18 protein-coding genes and 4 tRNA genes are annotated in these 15842 nt (G+C 63.8%); 3 read left to right on the top strand and 19 right to left on the bottom strand.

Translation table 11 applies throughout. The features are described 5' to 3' along the window. The first annotated feature begins 223 nt into the window (after positions 1-223). Together ASG84_RS01285 and ASG84_RS01280 are read left to right on the top strand one after the other, a co-directional pair. Positions 224-2170: a CocE/NonD family hydrolase gene (locus ASG84_RS01285; RefSeq protein WP_057475225.1), complete on the top strand. Its 1947-nt coding sequence runs from the start codon at positions 224-226 to the stop codon at positions 2168-2170. 10 nt (positions 2171-2180) lie between these two features. Continuing rightward, positions 2181-3092, top strand: coding sequence for an alpha/beta fold hydrolase (locus ASG84_RS01280; RefSeq protein WP_057475224.1), 912 nt, complete (start codon positions 2181-2183; stop codon positions 3090-3092). A gap of 70 nt (positions 3093-3162) precedes the next feature. On the opposite strand, the gene rplA is transcribed toward ASG84_RS01280, so the two are convergent. The 11 genes from rplA to ASG84_RS01225 form a co-directional block, all read right to left on the bottom strand. Continuing rightward, a complete protein-coding gene (gene rplA, locus ASG84_RS01275) occupies positions 3163-3882 on the bottom strand; it encodes a 50S ribosomal protein L1 (protein WP_027498276.1) in 720 nt (239 codons plus the stop codon). A gap of 89 nt (positions 3883-3971) precedes the next feature. Beyond that, on the bottom strand, positions 3972-4406 hold the full coding sequence (gene rplK / locus ASG84_RS01270) for a 50S ribosomal protein L11 (RefSeq protein ID WP_008713829.1): 435 nt from the start codon (positions 4404-4406) through the stop codon (positions 3972-3974). Between the two features lie 64 nt (positions 4407-4470). After that, positions 4471-5295: a transcription termination/antitermination protein NusG gene (nusG, locus tag ASG84_RS01265; protein ID WP_027498277.1), complete on the bottom strand. Its 825-nt coding sequence runs from the start codon at positions 5293-5295 to the stop codon at positions 4471-4473. 60 nt (positions 5296-5355) lie between these two features. Then, positions 5356-5826, bottom strand: coding sequence for a preprotein translocase subunit SecE (secE, locus tag ASG84_RS01260; protein ID WP_057475496.1), 471 nt, complete (start codon positions 5824-5826; stop codon positions 5356-5358). A 30-nt stretch (positions 5827-5856) separates the two neighbouring features. Next, positions 5857-5929 (bottom strand) — tRNA-Trp (locus ASG84_RS01255). Positions 5930-6118: 189 nt separating this feature from the next. Beyond that, positions 6119-6544, bottom strand: coding sequence for a (3R)-hydroxyacyl-ACP dehydratase subunit HadB (gene hadB / locus ASG84_RS01250; RefSeq protein WP_057475223.1), 426 nt, complete (start codon positions 6542-6544; stop codon positions 6119-6121). Further along, positions 6531-7043 carry a (3R)-hydroxyacyl-ACP dehydratase subunit HadA gene (gene hadA / locus ASG84_RS01245; protein WP_057475222.1) on the bottom strand — a complete coding sequence of 171 codons (513 nt, stop codon included), beginning with the start codon at positions 7041-7043 and terminating at the stop codon, positions 6531-6533. The genes hadB and hadA overlap by 14 nt, the downstream gene beginning before the upstream one ends. Positions 7044-7180: 137 nt before the next feature. After that, positions 7181-7348, bottom strand: coding sequence for a 50S ribosomal protein L33 (gene rpmG / locus ASG84_RS01240; RefSeq protein ID WP_027498281.1), 168 nt, complete (start codon positions 7346-7348; stop codon positions 7181-7183). 81 nt (positions 7349-7429) lie between these two features. Next, a tRNA-Met gene (locus ASG84_RS01235) sits at positions 7430-7502 on the bottom strand. Positions 7503-7564: 62 nt separating this feature from the next. Continuing rightward, positions 7565-7637: transfer RNA gene (locus tag ASG84_RS01230), tRNA-Thr, on the bottom strand. A gap of 148 nt (positions 7638-7785) precedes the next feature. Further along, positions 7786-7868 (bottom strand) — tRNA-Tyr (locus ASG84_RS01225). Between the two features lie 176 nt (positions 7869-8044). Between ASG84_RS01225 and ASG84_RS01220 the strand changes: the two genes are divergently transcribed. Next, positions 8045-8545 (top strand): YajQ family cyclic di-GMP-binding protein, encoded by a 501-nt coding sequence (locus ASG84_RS01220; protein WP_057475221.1) that lies wholly within the window; start codon positions 8045-8047, stop codon positions 8543-8545. Between the two features lie 104 nt (positions 8546-8649). Here ASG84_RS01220 and htpX read toward each other — a convergent pair whose 3' ends face one another. The 8 genes from htpX to ASG84_RS01180 all read right to left on the bottom strand — a co-directional run bounded on the left by htpX (position 8650) and on the right by ASG84_RS01180 (position 15728). Continuing rightward, positions 8650-9519, bottom strand: coding sequence for a zinc metalloprotease HtpX (gene htpX / locus ASG84_RS01215; protein WP_082520718.1), 870 nt, complete (start codon positions 9517-9519; stop codon positions 8650-8652). Between the two features lie 83 nt (positions 9520-9602). After that, positions 9603-10622, bottom strand: coding sequence for a polyprenyl synthetase family protein (locus ASG84_RS01210; RefSeq protein ID WP_057475220.1), 1020 nt, complete (start codon positions 10620-10622; stop codon positions 9603-9605). A gap of 126 nt (positions 10623-10748) precedes the next feature. Beyond that, positions 10749-11600, bottom strand: a complete 852-nt coding sequence (locus ASG84_RS01205) for a MurR/RpiR family transcriptional regulator (RefSeq protein ID WP_162248300.1) — start codon at positions 11598-11600, stop codon at positions 10749-10751. Between the two features lie 13 nt (positions 11601-11613). Beyond that, positions 11614-12450: a phosphonate ABC transporter, permease protein PhnE gene (gene phnE / locus ASG84_RS01200; protein ID WP_057475218.1), complete on the bottom strand. Its 837-nt coding sequence runs from the start codon at positions 12448-12450 to the stop codon at positions 11614-11616. Beyond that, entirely contained in the window at positions 12447-13241 is a 795-nt protein-coding gene (gene phnE, locus ASG84_RS01195; protein ID WP_057475217.1) for a phosphonate ABC transporter, permease protein PhnE, read from the bottom strand. The genes phnE (ASG84_RS01200) and phnE (ASG84_RS01195) overlap by 4 nt, the downstream gene beginning before the upstream one ends. Next, on the bottom strand, positions 13238-14026 hold the full coding sequence (gene phnC / locus ASG84_RS01190; RefSeq protein ID WP_057475216.1) for a phosphonate ABC transporter ATP-binding protein: 789 nt from the start codon (positions 14024-14026) through the stop codon (positions 13238-13240). Before phnC ends, phnE (ASG84_RS01195) begins: the two co-directional genes overlap by 4 nt. A gap of 5 nt (positions 14027-14031) precedes the next feature. Beyond that, on the bottom strand, positions 14032-15045 hold the full coding sequence (gene phnD, locus ASG84_RS01185; protein WP_057475215.1) for a phosphate/phosphite/phosphonate ABC transporter substrate-binding protein: 1014 nt from the start codon (positions 15043-15045) through the stop codon (positions 14032-14034). Next, the gene (locus ASG84_RS01180; protein WP_057475214.1) at positions 15042-15728 is read right to left on the bottom strand and encodes an HAD family hydrolase; all 687 of its coding nucleotides are present in this window, start codon (positions 15726-15728) and stop codon (positions 15042-15044) included. Before ASG84_RS01180 ends, phnD begins: the two co-directional genes overlap by 4 nt. Between the last annotated feature and the right edge of the window lie 114 nt (positions 15729-15842).

The raw sequence follows: 15842 nt of genomic DNA, 5'->3' as shown, positions 1-15842 counted from the left end.
AACGATCGGTGTCCCATGTCACTTCGGACCGCCAGAAGGTAGCAATCCCCCGGGCTCACGACTCGCTGTCCAGAAAAGTCTGGTACCCCCCATAGCCTCGCTCAACTTTTGTTGAGAAGGTTCCCAAACAAACACAGCAGACCGCAAGATTTATTGGAGCAGATTACGACCGATCCGCGTTCCGCAGGACAAACGGGGTCGTTCGAAGGTCTAATCGACCTTCATGACTGCCACGGCGCCCCACCCCCTCCTGCAACCCGTACGCGATCCCAGCGGCGGCGACGCAGCAGCGGCGTGGGCGGACATCGTGCGCGAACAACCGCGCTTTCCGAGGGTCTCCGTCTCGGCGAACGTTCGTATCCCGATGAGCGACGGCACGGCGCTGCGCGCGTACGTCATCCGCCCCGCGGACGCAGCGGGTCACGCGGTGGAGGGCAGTTTTCCCACCGTCCTCAATCTCACGCCCTACAACAAACTGCTCATCAAGGGGATCGACACGATCCTCGAAACGCCGGTTCTCGGCCGTGCTGTCAGAGCCTTCTCGGCCGCCTTCGATCTCACCGGAACGGCATTCGACGGCATCACCGAAATCACCCGTGTGGTGGCAGGCGGGGCGGCGGACCTTTTCTCGGTGAACCGTCACCTCGTGCGCAGTGGGTACGTACAGATGATCGTCGACGTCCGCGGCACCGGTAGTTCCTCGGGCACCTGGGATGTGCTGGGACCCAGGGAACAACTCGATTCGCTCGAGGTGATCGAGTGGGCCCGACGCCAGTACTGGTGCAACGGCAGGGTGGGAATGGCCGGAATTTCGTATTCCGCGATCAATTCGCTGCAGGCCGCGGCCAAGCAACCCGCCGGGCTCGACGCCATCTTCGCCGTCGAGGGCTCGGTGGACATCGTCCGCGAAATCTTCGCGACCGGAGGCGCGACATCGGCGTTCATCCCGCTGTGGCTCGCCGCCGTCAACGGGTTGAAGTGGGCACCGGCCGTCGGCGGAGTCGATACGTTCACCTGGCTCCGAGATCGCGTGCGATCCCCCGCCACCAATTTGCTCGATCTGGCCAAAGGCTTTGTCACAGGCCGAGATCCGCGAATCTACGACGACGAGTACTACGACACCATCGACGCCGTCATCGAGGACATCGCGGTACCGACCTTTCTGTACGGGTGCTGGCACGACATCTTCGGCGGATCCGCTCCCGACATCTACAACCGGCTCCCCCTCGAACGTGGATCGAAGCAGTTGCTCGTCGGCGACGGCTACCACGGCAACCCCGGTATCGGATTCGGCGAACCAGGATTTCCACCGCGCCTCGACGTACTCGAGCGGGCCTGGTTCGACAAGTGGCTGCGCGACGTCGACAACGGAATAGAGAACTACGGTCCCGTCACACTGCGGCAACAGGGCGGAAATTGGACTGCGCACGGCCGCTTTCCGGCCCCTCGGGCCCAGCCACGAAGGCTGTACCTGTCGGCAGCGTCCTCGGGCACCGCGGCCCATGCCGTCGCCGACGGCAGCCTCACCACCGAACCTGCCACAGCCCGCGACGTCCTGACGGTGCGGCCCTCGTTGCGGGCCGTCGTCTCGCGTGACACCACGCAGGTGCTGGCCGGGGTGACGGCCGTGTTCGGTGGTGGATTCACCTACGACAACCGATTCGCCGAGGGCGCCGCAGTCACCTTCACCACCGATGCTGCCGAGTCGGACGCCGTCCTGTCCGGTCCGATGAATCTGCATCTTCGGGTGATCTGCCACGCACGGGAAGCGTTGTGGGCCATCATGATCTGCGACGTCGCTCCCGACGGGACCTCGACGGTGCTCAGCAACGGCGCTCTTCTGGCCTCGCGTCGAGCCGTGGACGACGAACGTTCCTTGTTCGCGCCGAACGGCGACTACACCCGGCCCTACCACCCGCTCACCGAAGCGGCGCTGCTTCCGGTACCCATCGGCGAACCCATCGTTCTCGATATCGACATTCTCACCACCGAGGCCGTCATCGCCACTGGCCACCGACTCCGGGTCGACGTATTCGCCACCGACACACCACGGTTCATCCCGATCTTGCCGGACCTACTGCGCACTCGACTACGCAAACAGGACATCAGCATCGACCCGGAAAGCCCGAGCTACCTGGTGGTGCCCATACTCGGTGAGCCGGGCTGGTAGGAACGACACCATGAGAATCGAACAAGGCATCGCGCCGGCGAACTCCGTCGAGATCGCGTACGAGGACATGGGTTCGGTCGATGACCCTGCGGTCCTGCTGATCATGGGCCTGTCCGCGCAATTGACGTTGTGGCCCATGGATTTCTGTACCCGCCTCGTCGATGCGGGATACCGAGTGATCCGCATCGACAACCGCGACATCGGATTGTCCACGAAGATGACCGGGCAGAAGGTGCGGGGATCCCAGATCCTCCGGATGATCCGACACGAGCTCGGGATGTCTTCCGACGTGCCCTACACGATCGTCGACATGGCCGCCGACGCCGTAGGAGTACTCGATCACCTCGGCATCGATACCGTGCACGTCGTCGGTGCATCGATGGGCGGCATGATCACTCAGGTCTTCGCCGGTAGTTACCCCGAACGAACCGAATCGGTGGGCATTCTCTTCTCGAGCACCAACGAGCCGTTCCTGCCTCCGCCGGACCCACGCGCCCTGCTGCCCCTGCTCGGTGGCGTCGGGAAGGACGCCACGAAAGAGGAAATCATCGCGCATTCGGCAAAGACGTTGTCCACCATCGGCTCTCCCGGCTTCCGCACTCCGCTCGAGGAACAACTGGAGATCGCGCAGGTCATGTACGAGCGGAACTACAACCCCTCGGGCGTCGTGCGGCAGATGGCTGCGATCACCGGCACCGGCAGCCTGCGGCCGTACGCGAAGAAGATCACCGCGCCGACCACCGTCATTCACGGGACCGCCGACAGACTGGTCCGACCCTCGTGCGGCAAGGCCATCGCCCGCGCCGTTCCCGGTGCCGAGCTGACGCTGATCGACGGCATGGCCCACGACCTACCCGCCGCGTTGCTCGACCGCATCAGCGGCATCGTCCTGGCCAACTTCGCTCGCGCGAACGCGGCCTAGATCCTCGGCAAGACCCTACGACGAAGGCCGGCCTCCCTGGGGAGACCGGCCTTCGTTCGCAGTTACGAAATTACGCGTTCGCGTCGTCCTCGAGGAGGTTGCGCGTGCGGTTCGGATCGACCTGGACGCCGGGTCCGGTGGTGGTCGAGACGGTGACCTTCTTGACGTAACGACCCTTGGCCGACGACGGCTTCGCACGCAGGATCTCGTCCAGCGCAGCGCCGTAGTTCTCCACCAGCTTGGTCTCGTCGAACGAGGCCTTACCGATGACGAAGTGCAGGTTGGCCTGCTTGTCGACGCGGAAGTTGATCTTGCCGCCCTTGATGTCGTTGACGGCCTTGGTCACATCGTTGGTGACCGTGCCCGTCTTCGGGTTCGGCATCAGGCCACGCGGTCCGAGGACACGGGCGATGCGGCCGACCTTGGCCATCTGATCGGGGGTGGCGATCGCGGCGTCGAAGTCCAGGAATCCGCCCTGGATGCGCTCGATCAGATCTTCTGCTCCGACGACGTCGGCTCCTGCTGCCTCGGCCTCTGCAGCCTTCTCACCAGCGGCGAAAACAATAACCCGAGCGGTCTTGCCGGTGCCGTGGGGAAGGTTGACGGTGCCGCGCACCATCTGATCCGCCTTGCGGGGATCGACGCCGAGTCGCACTGCAACCTCGACGGTGGGGTCGAACTTGCTCGACGCGGTCTCCTTGGCCAACTTGGCGGCTTCGAGAGGCGAGTAGAGGTTGTCCTGGTCGATCTTTGCGGCCTGCTCGAGGTAGGCCTTGCTGCGCTTTGCCATGTCTTGCTGTCCTTCGTTCGAGTTCAGTGTGGTTGACGAGCCTGGCCGGCTCTCCCACGTGTACTTCGGTTACTGCAGAGAGCTGGTAATCAGCCTTCGACCGTGATGCCCATCGAGCGAGCAGTGCCGGCGATGATCTTCGCGGCCTGATCGATGTCGTTGGCGTTGAGGTCTTCCTGCTTGGTCTTGGCGATCTCGCGCACCTGATCCATGGTCACCTTGGCGACCTTGGTCTTGTGCGGCTCGCCGGAGCCCTTTGCCACGCCTGCAGCCTTGAGCAGCAGCTTGGCAGCGGGAGGAGTCTTGAGCTTGAAGTCGAACGTGCGGTCTTCGTAGACCGAGATCTCGACCGGCACGACGTTGCCGCGCTGCGACTCGGTCGCGGCGTTGTACGCCTTGCAGAACTCCATGATGTTGACGCCGTGCTGGCCCAATGCGGGGCCGACGGGCGGTGCCGGGTTGGCGGCACCGGCCTGGATCTGAAGCTTGATGATCCCGGCTAGCTTCTTCTTCTTCGGGGGCATTTCTTTTTCCTTGTATTCGCTCGGGTTTCTTGCGGTTGCTACTGCAAGTCTGTGCGCGCGGCTTCTAGATCTTGGAGACCTGGGTGAAGCCGAGCTCGACCGGGGTTTCACGGCCGAAGATCGATACCAACACCTTGAGCTTCTGCTGCTCTGCGTTGACCTCGCTGATGCTGGCGGGGAGAGTCGCGAACGGGCCGTCCATGACGGTGACCGACTCGCCGACCTCGAAGTCGACCTCGATGGTCGGCTTCGACGTGGTGTCGCCGCTCTGGTCGCTTGCGCCTGCGGTCGCTTTCGCGTCCTTCTTGGCGCCTTCCTGCGGCATGAGGAACTTGACGACCTCGTTGATGGTCAACGGTGACGGACGCGACGTCGCACCGACGAATCCGGTGACGCCGGGGGTGTTGCGCACTGCGCCCCAGGACTCGTCGTTGAGTTCCATGCGGACCAGGATGTAGCCGGGCAGAACCTTGCGGTTGACCTGCTTGCGCTGGCCGTTCTTGATCTCGGTGACCTCTTCGGTGGGAACTTCCACCTGGAAGATGTAGTCGCCGACGTCGAGGTTCTGCACACGGGTCTCGAGGTTGGCCTTGACCTTGTTCTCGTATCCGGCGTACGAGTGGATGACGTACCAGTCGCCGGGAGCGCGACGCAGAGCCGCCTTCATCTCGGCGACGGGATCCTCGGGCTCTGCCGTGACGTCGGCGTCAGCGGCCTCGTCGCCTTCGGCGGCAACGTCGTCCCCGGCGGCAGCGGCCACGTCGGCCTTGATTGCTTCGTCGGTCTCGCGGTCCTGAGCGGCCTGCTCCGCTTCGAGGCCCTGCTTGGTCGCCTCGACATCGGCGTCGAATGCGGCCACTTCGGTGGCGTCGTTGTGCGGCGTGCTCACGTCAGCACCCTTTCTCTAGTTTCCTGCTCGGTTCGATCGTCGAAAAGTCGGCCGTCTCGGTCAGCCGAACAGCCAGCCGACGCCCTTGATGAACAACACGTCGAGACCGCTGATGTACGCGACCATGAACGTCAGGAAGACGAGCACGACGGTGGTGTAGGTGACCATCTGCTTCTTGTTCGGCCAGATGACCTTGCGCAGTTCGGCAACAACCTCGCGGAAGAACTGCAGCAGCCGCAGAAAAACGTTGGGCCGCTTGTCTGCTTTGGCCTTGCCCGAACGTCCCTTGCCGGACGTGGCTTTCGTGGACGCGGTCGCAGTCTTCGTCATCGACACCGAGGAAGCACCGGTGCTGCGTGCCCTGCTCGACGATCGCTTACCGGTGGGTACGACAGCCTCCGCAGAAGATCCACCGGCAGACGTATCAGCATCGGAGAGACGGCCCTCGGAGCCAGGTACGACGTCGTCTGGGGCCGAAGAGTCCTCGAACTCCCCCGATCGACCGTCGCGCTTACCGCGCTCCTCGCTCACGTCGTTCCTCTCAGTTGCTGACACCTTGGGCAGGGGCGACAGGACTTGAACCTGCAACCTACGGTTTTGGAGACCGTTGCTCTACCAATTGAGCTACGCCCCTTCGGCCGAAACTTCTCGGCCGCTCTGGTGTCGATCCGACTCACACGCTCGAGCCCACGTCACCTCGGAAAGAGGACGCGGGCAGCGCAGAGCGCCGGATTACCCCAGAAATCTCAGTGTACTGCACACTCTTCGGAACAGATAAATCCCGTCGTCCCGGCCACGAACTACTTCTGCCGGATCGACATGCTCAGGCCAAACGTACCGTTGCGGTAGCTCGCCCGAAAATCTTCTTGCCCTCGAACTTCGCCACGATGGCAATCACGGCAGTTCGCTCCTCGGCGTCCATCGTCTTGATCTTGCCGGTGAACTCGACCTGCGCCGCCGAATCCGCCGGGACGAACACCGAGCTGGTGAAGCGCACGTTGTACTCGGTGACCGCACCCGGATCGCCGAGCCATGACGTGACGAAGCCGGCACCGAGGCCCATCGTCAGCATTCCGTGCGCGATCACGTTGTCCAATCCGGCCAGCGCGACAACTTCGTCACTCCAGTGGATCGGGTTGGGATCGCCGGACACACCGGCGTAGTTCACCAGGTCGCCGCGGGTCAAGGACACGACTCGCTCGGGCAGCTCCTCGCCGACGGACACGTCGTCGAAACTACGAAGCGCCATGCCTGATCACTTCCTTGACCGCATGGGCGATGTTCTCGTCGATCTCCCCGCCGGTCCGCGCCACGATGGTCGTCCACGTGGTCTGTACGAGATCACCGTTCTGGTCGGTGATGATGTTCTTCGTGGTCATGATGTCGCTGCCGCTCATCTGCCGGAAGGACTCGAGGTACACGTCGCAGAAGATTCGATCGCCGACCTGAATCGGGCGATGGAATTCCAGTCGTTGGTCGGTCTGCAGAATCTGGCTCGGATCGTAACCGGTGATGACCTCTTGCAGCATCCGGGTCTGCGCACTGATCCCGAGCAGGGAAATAAAGGTCAAGGGCGCGAGAAGACCGTCGTAACCGAGGCCCTTCGCTGCGTCCTCGTCGTGATGCGCGGGATGAAAATCCTGGACGGCACGCGCGTATTCACGAACCTTCTCGCGGCCGACCTCGTAGAAGTCGTCGACGCGGAAATGAGAACCGACCATGGACGCCGCGTGTGCGGATGCATCCATGGTCGGGACATCGTGTGGAGCTTGTGACACGGAAAACCTTTTCTACCCTGGACGCAAGAGCCGTTAGGGGGAGAAAATGTGACCTAACGCCGGGCGCCGACTAGAGATCGGAACTGCGAACCAGCGAGCCGTGCAATCTAGCGAGATTCGCGGTGAGCCCGGTGCGTTCCGCAGTTGGAGCAGAACTTCTTCAGCTCGATGCGGTCGGGGTCGTTCCGACGGTTCTTCTTGGTGATGTAGTTGCGGTGCTTGCAAACCTCGCAGGCCAAGGTGATCTTGGGCCGCACATCGGTGGAGGAGGCCACTGGACGCCTACTTTCGGGTAAATCTGATCTGGGTCAATCAGGACTGTTCATGGGTGCTACTGGTCGTGCTTGCCTACTGTGTAGCGGTGACCGGACTTGAACCGGCGACGCAACGATTATGAGTCGTTTGCTCTACCAACTGAGCTACACCGCCTCAGGTGCTCATCGTCTACCATCCCACGTGAGGAACTCGACGTCGAGCAATCCAATCCAGCGAGCCCCCTAACGGAATCGAACCGTTGACCTTTTCCTTACCATGGAAACGCTCTACCGACTGAGCTAAGGGGGCGGGATCAGCACTCGCATGCCGTGCGCTGAAGCCTCCAAGAGGTTACACATTCCGAGCGCCCAGTACCAAATTACGTGGTCAGCGGCCCATGCATGTCCTCTTCACATGGAAACCCCAGCGAGAGAAACACTCGCCGGGGTTCCAGGTGTGGCAGATGTAGGATTCGAACCTACGTAGGCATAAGCCGACGGATTTACAGTCCGCTCCCATTGGCCGCTCGGGCAATCTGCCGTGCTGCGATCGAAGCTCGTACTGCTCTTCGGCGCGGTGAGAAGAATACAACGAACGTCCCCCCGGAACGCAAACCGGGTGGATACGGTCGGTAGCGGGCCGATAAAGTCCCTGCAGGATGTGGTCCGACACCATCGCCACATCAAATATTTCGATTCGACTGGAGAGTGTGAGAAGTGGCTGATTCGTCCTTCGACGTAGTGAGCAAAGTCGACCGCCAGGAAGTGGACAACGCTCTGGGACAGGCCGCGAAGGAGCTGGCGACCCGCTTCGACTTCCGCGGATCCGACACCAGCATCGAATGGTCCGGTAGCGGCGAGGCGGAGACCATCGTCATCACGTCCGAATCCGAGGAGAAGGTCAAAGCGGCCCTGGACGTGTTCAAGGAAAAGCTGATCCGCCGCGACGTCTCACTCAAGGCGTTCGAGACCAACGATCCTGCCGCGTCGGGCAAGGTCTACAAGGTCACCGGCAAGCTCGTCCAGGGCATCAGCACCGAGAACGCCAAGAAGATCTCGAAGAAGATCCGCGACGACGGCCCCAAGGGCGTCAAAGCGCAGATCCAGGGCGACGAGCTGCGCGTGAGCAGCAAGAAGCGCGACGACCTCCAGGCCATCCAGCAGTTGCTCAAGAGCGAGGACTTCGGAATCGCACTGCAGTTCGTCAACTACCGGTAGAGCGGCTCCTCACCTGGGTCGTTCCGCAGGCTCCACTCCTGCGCCGCACGTGAGTACAACTTCGTAGCAGGGGTCGAAGTTTCGTTCACGTGCGGCGCAGCCGCTCAATACGGCCGATGGCCGGCCATCCGTTCGAGTCGCTCGATTCGGTCGGCCATCGGCGGGTGGGTGGCGAAGAGCGCACCCGCCTTGTCGCCGAGCCGGAACGGATTGGCGATCATCAGATGTGACTCTGCGGCCAGCCGCGGCTCCGGTGGCAGCGGTGCCAGCTGCACTCCCTGCTCGAGCTTGCGGAGCGCCGACGCCAGCGCCAACGGATCGCCGGTCAGCTCGGCCCCGGACTGGTCGGCTTGGTACTCACGCGAGCGGGAGACCGCGAGGCGAACCAGGCTGGCCGCAATGGGTCCCAGCATCGACACCAGCAGCAGCGCGAGCGGGTTCGGTCCCCCGTTGCCGCGGCCGCCGAAGACATTGGCGAAGAACGCCAGGTTTGCCAGACCCGAGATGACCGACGCCATCGCACCCGCAACCGACGAGATCAGGATGTCGCGGTTGTAGACGTGCGACAGCTCGTGGCCGAGCACCGCGCGCAGTTCCCGCTCGTCGAGAATTCGCAGAATGCCCTCGGTGCAGCACACGGCTGCGTTGCGTGGGTTTCGCCCGGTGGCGAAAGCGTTGGGATTGTTGGTGGGGCTCACGTACAGCGCGGGCATCGGCTGATGAGCGGCCGTAGCCAACTCGCGCACGATGCGATACATCGCCGGCTGCTCGAGCTCGGTCACCGGCACCGCATGCATCGACCGCAAGGCCATCTTCGCGCTGTTGAAATACGCGTAGCCGTTCACGCCCACGGCCAGGACGACGGACCCGATCAGAATCATCGAATTGCCGAACAACGAGCCGATGAAAACGATGAGTGCGGACATCCCGACCAGCAGGCCGAAAGTCTTCGCGCCGTTCGCGTAACTGTTCACTGTTACTGGTGCCTCCTCGTACCGGGTGTTCCTACCCGATTCAACGAAAACACCAGGACCTGCAGTTCCCGCCTGGAGGGTCGCTAGCCGACGCGTTCGACGGTGTAGTTCACCAACCGTCCGAGCGCATCGTTGGCCGGTCCCTGCGGCAGCTGCGCGAGCTCTGCATGAGCCCGAGCTGCGAATTCGCCGAGCGTCTTCTTGGCCGAGACCATTCCCGGCGAGCGCTTCAACAGCTCGAGGGCCTCGGTGACGAGCGCGTCCTCGGTGACCGGGCCGGCCAGGATCTCGCGCAGCCGATCGCCGTCGGCACCTTCTTCGCGGAGCGCGAACAGCACCGGCAGAGTGTGTACACCCTCACGAAGGTCGGTGCCGGGGGTCTTGCCGGACTGCTCGGTGGCCGAGGAGATGTCGATGATGTCGTCGGAGATCTGGAACGCGGTGCCGACGGCGTCACCGAGGCGCTCGAGGCGTCCCACGTGCTCGGCGTCGCCCCCACTGAACGTTCCACCGAAGCGTCCACACGAGGCGATGAGCGATCCGGTCTTCTCCCACACGACCTTCAGGTAGTGCGCGACGGGATCCTCGGTGCCCTTGGCTCCGATCGTCTCGCGCATCTGACCGGTGACCAGCTCGGCGAACGTCTCGGCGATGATCCGAACGGCGTCGGGACCGAGGGTGGACACCAGCCTCGACGCGTGCGCGAACAGGTAGTCGCCCGCGAGAATCGCCACACTGTTGCCCCAGCGTGAGTTCGCGCTCTCCGCACCTCGGCGCATCGACGCCTCGTCCATGACGTCGTCGTGATAGAGCGTGGCGAGATGAACCAGTTCGACGACCGTGGCGGCGGTGACGATCGCAGGATCGGTCGGCGACGGCCCGAGCTGGCCGGTGAGCACCGTGAACAGGGGCCGGAAGCGTTTTCCGCCGGCCTTGGCCAGGTGCAGCGCGGCCTCGGTCAGGAACTCTTCTCCATCGGAGAGTTCGCTGATCATCAGCTCTTCGACGCGTGCGAGGCCGTCGGCGACGGATCGCGCGAGCTCCGGGTCACCCAGGTCGACTCCGGCAACGACCGTTGCTACGGCAGCGTCGTCTGTACTCACGATGTTGGTCCCTGTCCTGTCGTCGACATGCCGGCGGGAGCAGCAATTGCGCCACTGCTCGCCTTCTACCGTAGTGAACCTAGCGTGCACACAGGTGCGACGGTGTCACCGACCACAGGTGACGCTTCACTCACCCAGGTTGCCGGAAATGACTTCGAGGGTCGCGGCCATCGCCGCCGACGCCCTGTCCCCCAATGCGTCGGTCAGCGCCGCCATCAGTCCCTCGAGCAGGATCACGTGCGGAATCCGGCTGGTGACGGCGAGTTCACGCTGGAAACTGAGATCTCGCATGCCCACCACCAGGGCTATGTCCGACGCGGCCGCGAGAGTCGAGCGAGCGAACGACGTCACCGACACCACGGTGGCCCCGCGCTCCCGAGCGGCCTGCGCGGCCTTGGTCGACGCGCTCGTCGCGCCCGATCCACTGATGATCAGGGCGACGTCACGGTCGGTGAGAAGCCGAACGGCAACCTGTTGGGCAATGGAGTCGGTGGGTGCGTGCGAGCGCAGACCCAGCGACCGCATCCGGGAATCGGTATCGGCGGCCAGCGCAGCCGAGAGCCCGTTTCCGATGACCACGATCGACTCGGCACCGGCGAGGGTGGACACGGCGCGCGTGACGTCCTCGGTGGTGAGTAGAGCCGTCATCGCCGCGATGGACTCTCCGACGTGGGCGAAGGTCTCGGTGACGATCGCGAACGGGCCGTCTGCCGAACGTTCCTGGGTGGGCAGGGCGCGCGCCGCGTCGCGCGCGAGCAGCACCCGGAGTTGCTGATACCCGCCGAAGCCGAGACTCTGGCAGGTGCGCACCACCGACGCCCGCGATGCGCCTGCTGCATCGGCCACCTGCTGCGAGGACATCTCGACGATGTCGGCGGGACGTTCGAGAAAGACTTCGGCGACGGCTCGCTCGGCCGGCAGCAACGAGGGAATGATCGATCTGATGTGCGGGACGACTCCACCCGGCGCGAGATCCATGCTCATATCTTGCTCATACTTTTCTCTGCCGGCCCCAGTGTCCGTCGATGATGCGGCGACGCACCCGCCCGGAGATCTGATCGATGATCACGGTGATGACCACGACGACGATCAGCAGCATGCCCACGGCACCCCACTGCCGGTACTGCACGTTGTCGACCAGCATGCTGCCGATTCCGCCTGCACCGATCAGACCCAGGATGGCCGACGCCCGAACGTTGATCTCGAATCGATAGAGCCAGAACGCGAACACCTCGGGGGCGACGTCGGTCCACAGTCCCCACCGCACGATCTGCGCCGTCGAACCTCCGGCGGCCCGGGCCGCTTCGATCGGCCCCTTCTCGGCACCTTCGATGGCCTCGTATCCCCATTTGCCGAGGGTGCCCACCGAGCCGATGGCGATGGCGAGCGCTCCGGTGAACGCGGTGAGCCCGGTGACCGACAGGATGAGAATTGCGATGACGACCTCGGGCACCGCCCTGATGACGGCGAACACCACACGCAGCGGCCACCGCAGCCAGAGCGGCCCGATGTTCGCGGCCGCGAGGAAGCTGAGCGGAAACGACACGATGATGCCGAGCACCGTTCCGAACCACGCCATCTGCACCGATTCGATGGTGGCCGAGACGGCCTTGCCCAGCGCGGAGACGTCGGGCGGCACGAACATCAGCTCTGCGTAGCGCACCAGGTTCTGCGGTAGCTCCAGCAGCCTGTCCCAGCGAATCTCGATGCCGTACAACGACAGTGCGAACAGTGCGACGATGCCGACCCACACCGCGGTGCGCAGGGGGTTGCGCGGTTTCCGCGGCCGAGCCGGGGTGACGCGCGCGGTGCGGTCGATGACGCTCATCCGACCAACTTTCGACGGGCCCAGGACGAGATCAGTTCCAGCGCCAGGACGATGACGAGAATCTCGAGGATGATGAGGCTGAGTTGGTGATACTTGTAGAAGGTGCGGACGTTGTCGATGAGCATGCCGAGGCCTCCTGCACCGACGAGCCCGATGACCGCCGAGGCGCGGACGTTCAGCTCCAACGTGTAGAGACTCTGCGAGACGAACGCCGGAAAGATCTGCGGCGCAACAGCACTCCGATCGGCCGCGATCCAGGTACCGCCGGCAGCGAGGGCCGCTTCCTGCGGACCACGATCGACGGAGTCCAGTGCCTCGGAGACGAGCTTGACGATGATGCCGACGTTGAACAGGATCAGCGCCAGAATTCCCGAAAGAGCTCCGGTGCCGACCACCGCGACCAACACCGCCGCGTACAGCAGATCCGGCACTGCGCGTACAACATTCATGATTCCGCGCACGGCCGTCAGCAACGGTCGATTCGGGTTGGTGACATGCGAGGCCGCAAAACTGAGCGGGAAAGAGATCGCGGCTCCGATCGCCGTCGCGATGACGGCCATCTGCAGCGTCTCGAGGATCGCATCGACGGTCTCGGGGAAAAACCAGTAGTCGGGCTGCACCAATTGGATCAGCTTGCCGGTCGCATTGCCCCAATTGTCGATGATGTCACCGAGGTCGGCACCGACACCGATGCCCGCCCAGATCGTGATCGCGGCGATGATGGCAAGGACAACAACGGTTTTCCAAGCGTTCCGCGGTTTGCGCGGCCGTTCCACTACCGGACTCGTCACAGTTCGGCCTTAGCTTCCAGAACGTCCTCGGCGGTCAGCGAGCGACCGTAGATGCTCTCGAACACCGATTCGTCGGCGTCGCGGCCATGACCGTCGAACACGACCTTCCCGTCGCGCAGCCCGATCAGCCGGTCGCCGTAGCGCCGGGCCAGATCGAGGAAGTGCAGATTGACGACGACGGTGATGCCGAGATCTGCGTTGATACGTTGCAGATCCCGCATGACGACGTGCGAGGTCGGCGGATCGAGCGACGCCACCGGTTCGTCCGCGAGGATCACCCGCGGCCCTTGCGCCAATGCTCGCGCGATGGCGACCCGCTGCTGCTGACCACCGGAGAGCGACGACGCCTTCTCGTAGGCCTTGCCGACGATCTCGACACGTTCGAGGGCCTGCATTCCCAGCTCGGTGTCCTCCGCCGACCACGCACCGAGCAGCGTTCGCCACATCGGCGAGCTGTGCAGTCGTCCCATCATCACGTTGTTCAACACGCTGGTGCGCTTGGCGAGGTTGAAGCCCTGAAAGATCATTCCGATGTCGCCGCGCAGATCCCGTAACCCCTTGCTGCTGAGGTTGTTCACGGCGCGATCACCGACCGTCACGGTGCCGGAGGTGACCGGAACGAGGCCGTTGACGGTGCGAATCAGCGTGGACTTTCCTGCGCCCGACAATCCGACGACGGCAACCATCTGGCCCGCTGGAATCTCCAGCGTCACGCCGTCGAGCGCGGTATGGCCGCCCGCATAGGTGACCGAGACGTTGTCGAATGCGATGCTGTCGCCGCTCATCCGAGTCAGTTCCCCAGGCCGATGGAGTCCGCCTCGGTCTGCGCCTGCTGCAGCGCGGCGGGATCGGCCTTGTCGAGCCCCGTGATCTGATAGATCGCCGTCAGGGCATCGACACCCTCGGGGGTGGACGCGTAATCCTCCATCGCGTCCGAGATGCGCTGCTGCAGATCAGGGCTGAGCGAACTGCTGATCGAGACACCGTCGTTGGGGATCTCGTTGGTCAGCGCGAAGACCACCAGATTCTTCGCCACATCGGGGGTGTCCTTCACGACGGTCTCGCGGGCGTCCCAGAACGACACACCCACCTCGTCGTCGCCATTGTTCACCGACAGCACTGCCGCCGGGTGCGAGGTGACCTGCGTCAGGTCGAGGTCGGTGGTCGAGTCGATGCCCGCAGCCTTCAGGGCGGCGGAGGGGAAGACGAATCCGGCCGAGGACGCGGACTGCAGCATGACGGTTTTGGCGTCCTTCATCTTGCCCAGCGAGTCGAGTCCTGCTGGGCCCGTGCCACCTTCGGTGCCGTTGCAGTACAGCAAGCCGTTGGCTCCGGTGACGGGAGCGTCGTCGCAGTACTTGTCGGGGTTGTTGGTGTAGAACTGCGCCGCGTACGTGGTCTTGCCCTTGCGGACGGTCTGCAGAGCCGGCTCGGCGCCGTACTTGTTGCAGGCCTGCACCATCTGCAGCGGCGGCAGCATGCCGATCTGCGCCTGGTTCGCACCGATGGCCTCTACCGCTGCCTGGTAGTCCTGGGTGATGACGCCGCGGACGGGGATGTCGAGGCGCTCGGTCAGCGCGTCCTGCAACGGCTTGACGGTCTCGACGAGCTTGTTCGCGTCACCCGAGGGAACGAGGGCCAGCGTCAGCTCGGACGGGTCGGCCGCATCTGCAGCACTGGATCCGGTGCAGGGCGACGCAGCCGAGGACTCGGTGGTGGACTCGTCGCGGGCACCGCATCCGGCCAACGAGGCGGTGAGCAGTCCGGTGGCTACCACCGCGAGCAAGGGTGTACGAATTCTCATGACTGTCCTTCGTGAGTGGGTGCGAATGCTGCTGGATCGGTGGACCATTCGAGGAGTGCGTCGTACATGACCGGAAACGTCGAGGCGCAGAATGTCGCCTCGGGCCGAGGATGACCGTGACGGTCGATGTAGGCGGTGACGGCACCGCGACGATGCGCGGCGTCGAGATCGTTGCGCCAGATGTCGCCGACGCTGGCCAGTTCATGCGGTGACCGCGTGTCCAGCAATGAGCCCACCAGCTCGGGCATCTTCTCGGGCTTACCTGCATCGGTGAACACACGGTCCATGCGCCCGATCAGGCCGAGACGCTCGAGGGTTTCCACCACGCCACGCTGTGGGGCATTGGTGGCCAGGACCACCTCGGCCGAGACACGACCGAGGAATTCCGCGAGTCCGGCGGGAGCCCACACCTCGAGCTCACCCGTCGCCAGTCGTTCGCGGGAGTGCGCGTACGCAGCGGCAAGGGTGGCAGCATCGACGCCCACCGACAGCTGCTGAACGGCGGAGTAGCCGTCCACGTACTCACCCGCTCCGGTTTCCAAGAAAGCCGTCAACCCGGCGCGCAGCGTGTCGGCAGAGGCCGCGTCGAGAGAGTCGGCAACAGCGTCGGCGTACGCCCACACTGGGTCGTCTCCGAGGCAGACGGTGCCGTCGAAGTCGAGAAGGAGGATCGGTCGGTGCACGTGGGAGACGCTAGACCCGCCATGAACGATCCGTCCATAGATTTTGAATCTATGAAACAAGCGTTCACACGGCGTTAACCGGAGGCCCTCGCCGCACGCCTGCGCAAAATCGGG

It is taken from the genome of Rhodococcus sp. Leaf278 (assembly GCF_001426085.1).
Lineage (GTDB): Bacteria > Actinomycetota > Actinomycetes > Mycobacteriales > Mycobacteriaceae > Rhodococcoides.
The sequence above is the reverse complement of the archived record's forward strand: the minus strand, read 5'-3'. Positions and strand labels throughout refer to the sequence as shown.

Excerpts from the sequence above, each read along its gene's own strand:
- rplK (WP_008713829.1), bottom strand. The coding sequence starts at position 4,406 with ATGCCCCCGAAGAAGAAGAAGCTAGCCGGGATCATCAAGCTTCAGATC.
- phnE (WP_057475218.1), bottom strand. The coding sequence starts at position 12,450 with ATGAGCGTCATCGACCGCACCGCGCGCGTCACCCCGGCTCGGCCGCGG.
- hadB (WP_057475223.1), bottom strand. The coding sequence starts at position 6,544 with ATGGCGCTTCGTAGTTTCGACGACGTGTCCGTCGGCGAGGAGCTGCCC.
- ASG84_RS01205 (WP_162248300.1), bottom strand. The coding sequence starts at position 11,600 with ATGGATCTCGCGCCGGGTGGAGTCGTCCCGCACATCAGATCGATCATT.
- ASG84_RS01280 (WP_057475224.1), top strand. The coding sequence starts at position 2,181 with ATGAGAATCGAACAAGGCATCGCGCCGGCGAACTCCGTCGAGATCGCG.
- hadA (WP_057475222.1), bottom strand. The coding sequence starts at position 7,043 with ATGGATGCATCCGCACACGCGGCGTCCATGGTCGGTTCTCATTTCCGC.
- ASG84_RS01285 (WP_057475225.1), top strand. The coding sequence starts at position 224 with ATGACTGCCACGGCGCCCCACCCCCTCCTGCAACCCGTACGCGATCCC.
- phnD (WP_057475215.1), bottom strand. The coding sequence starts at position 15,045 with ATGAGAATTCGTACACCCTTGCTCGCGGTGGTAGCCACCGGACTGCTC.
- phnC (WP_057475216.1), bottom strand. The coding sequence starts at position 14,026 with ATGAGCGGCGACAGCATCGCATTCGACAACGTCTCGGTCACCTATGCG.
- rplA (WP_027498276.1), bottom strand. The coding sequence starts at position 3,882 with ATGGCAAAGCGCAGCAAGGCCTACCTCGAGCAGGCCGCAAAGATCGAC.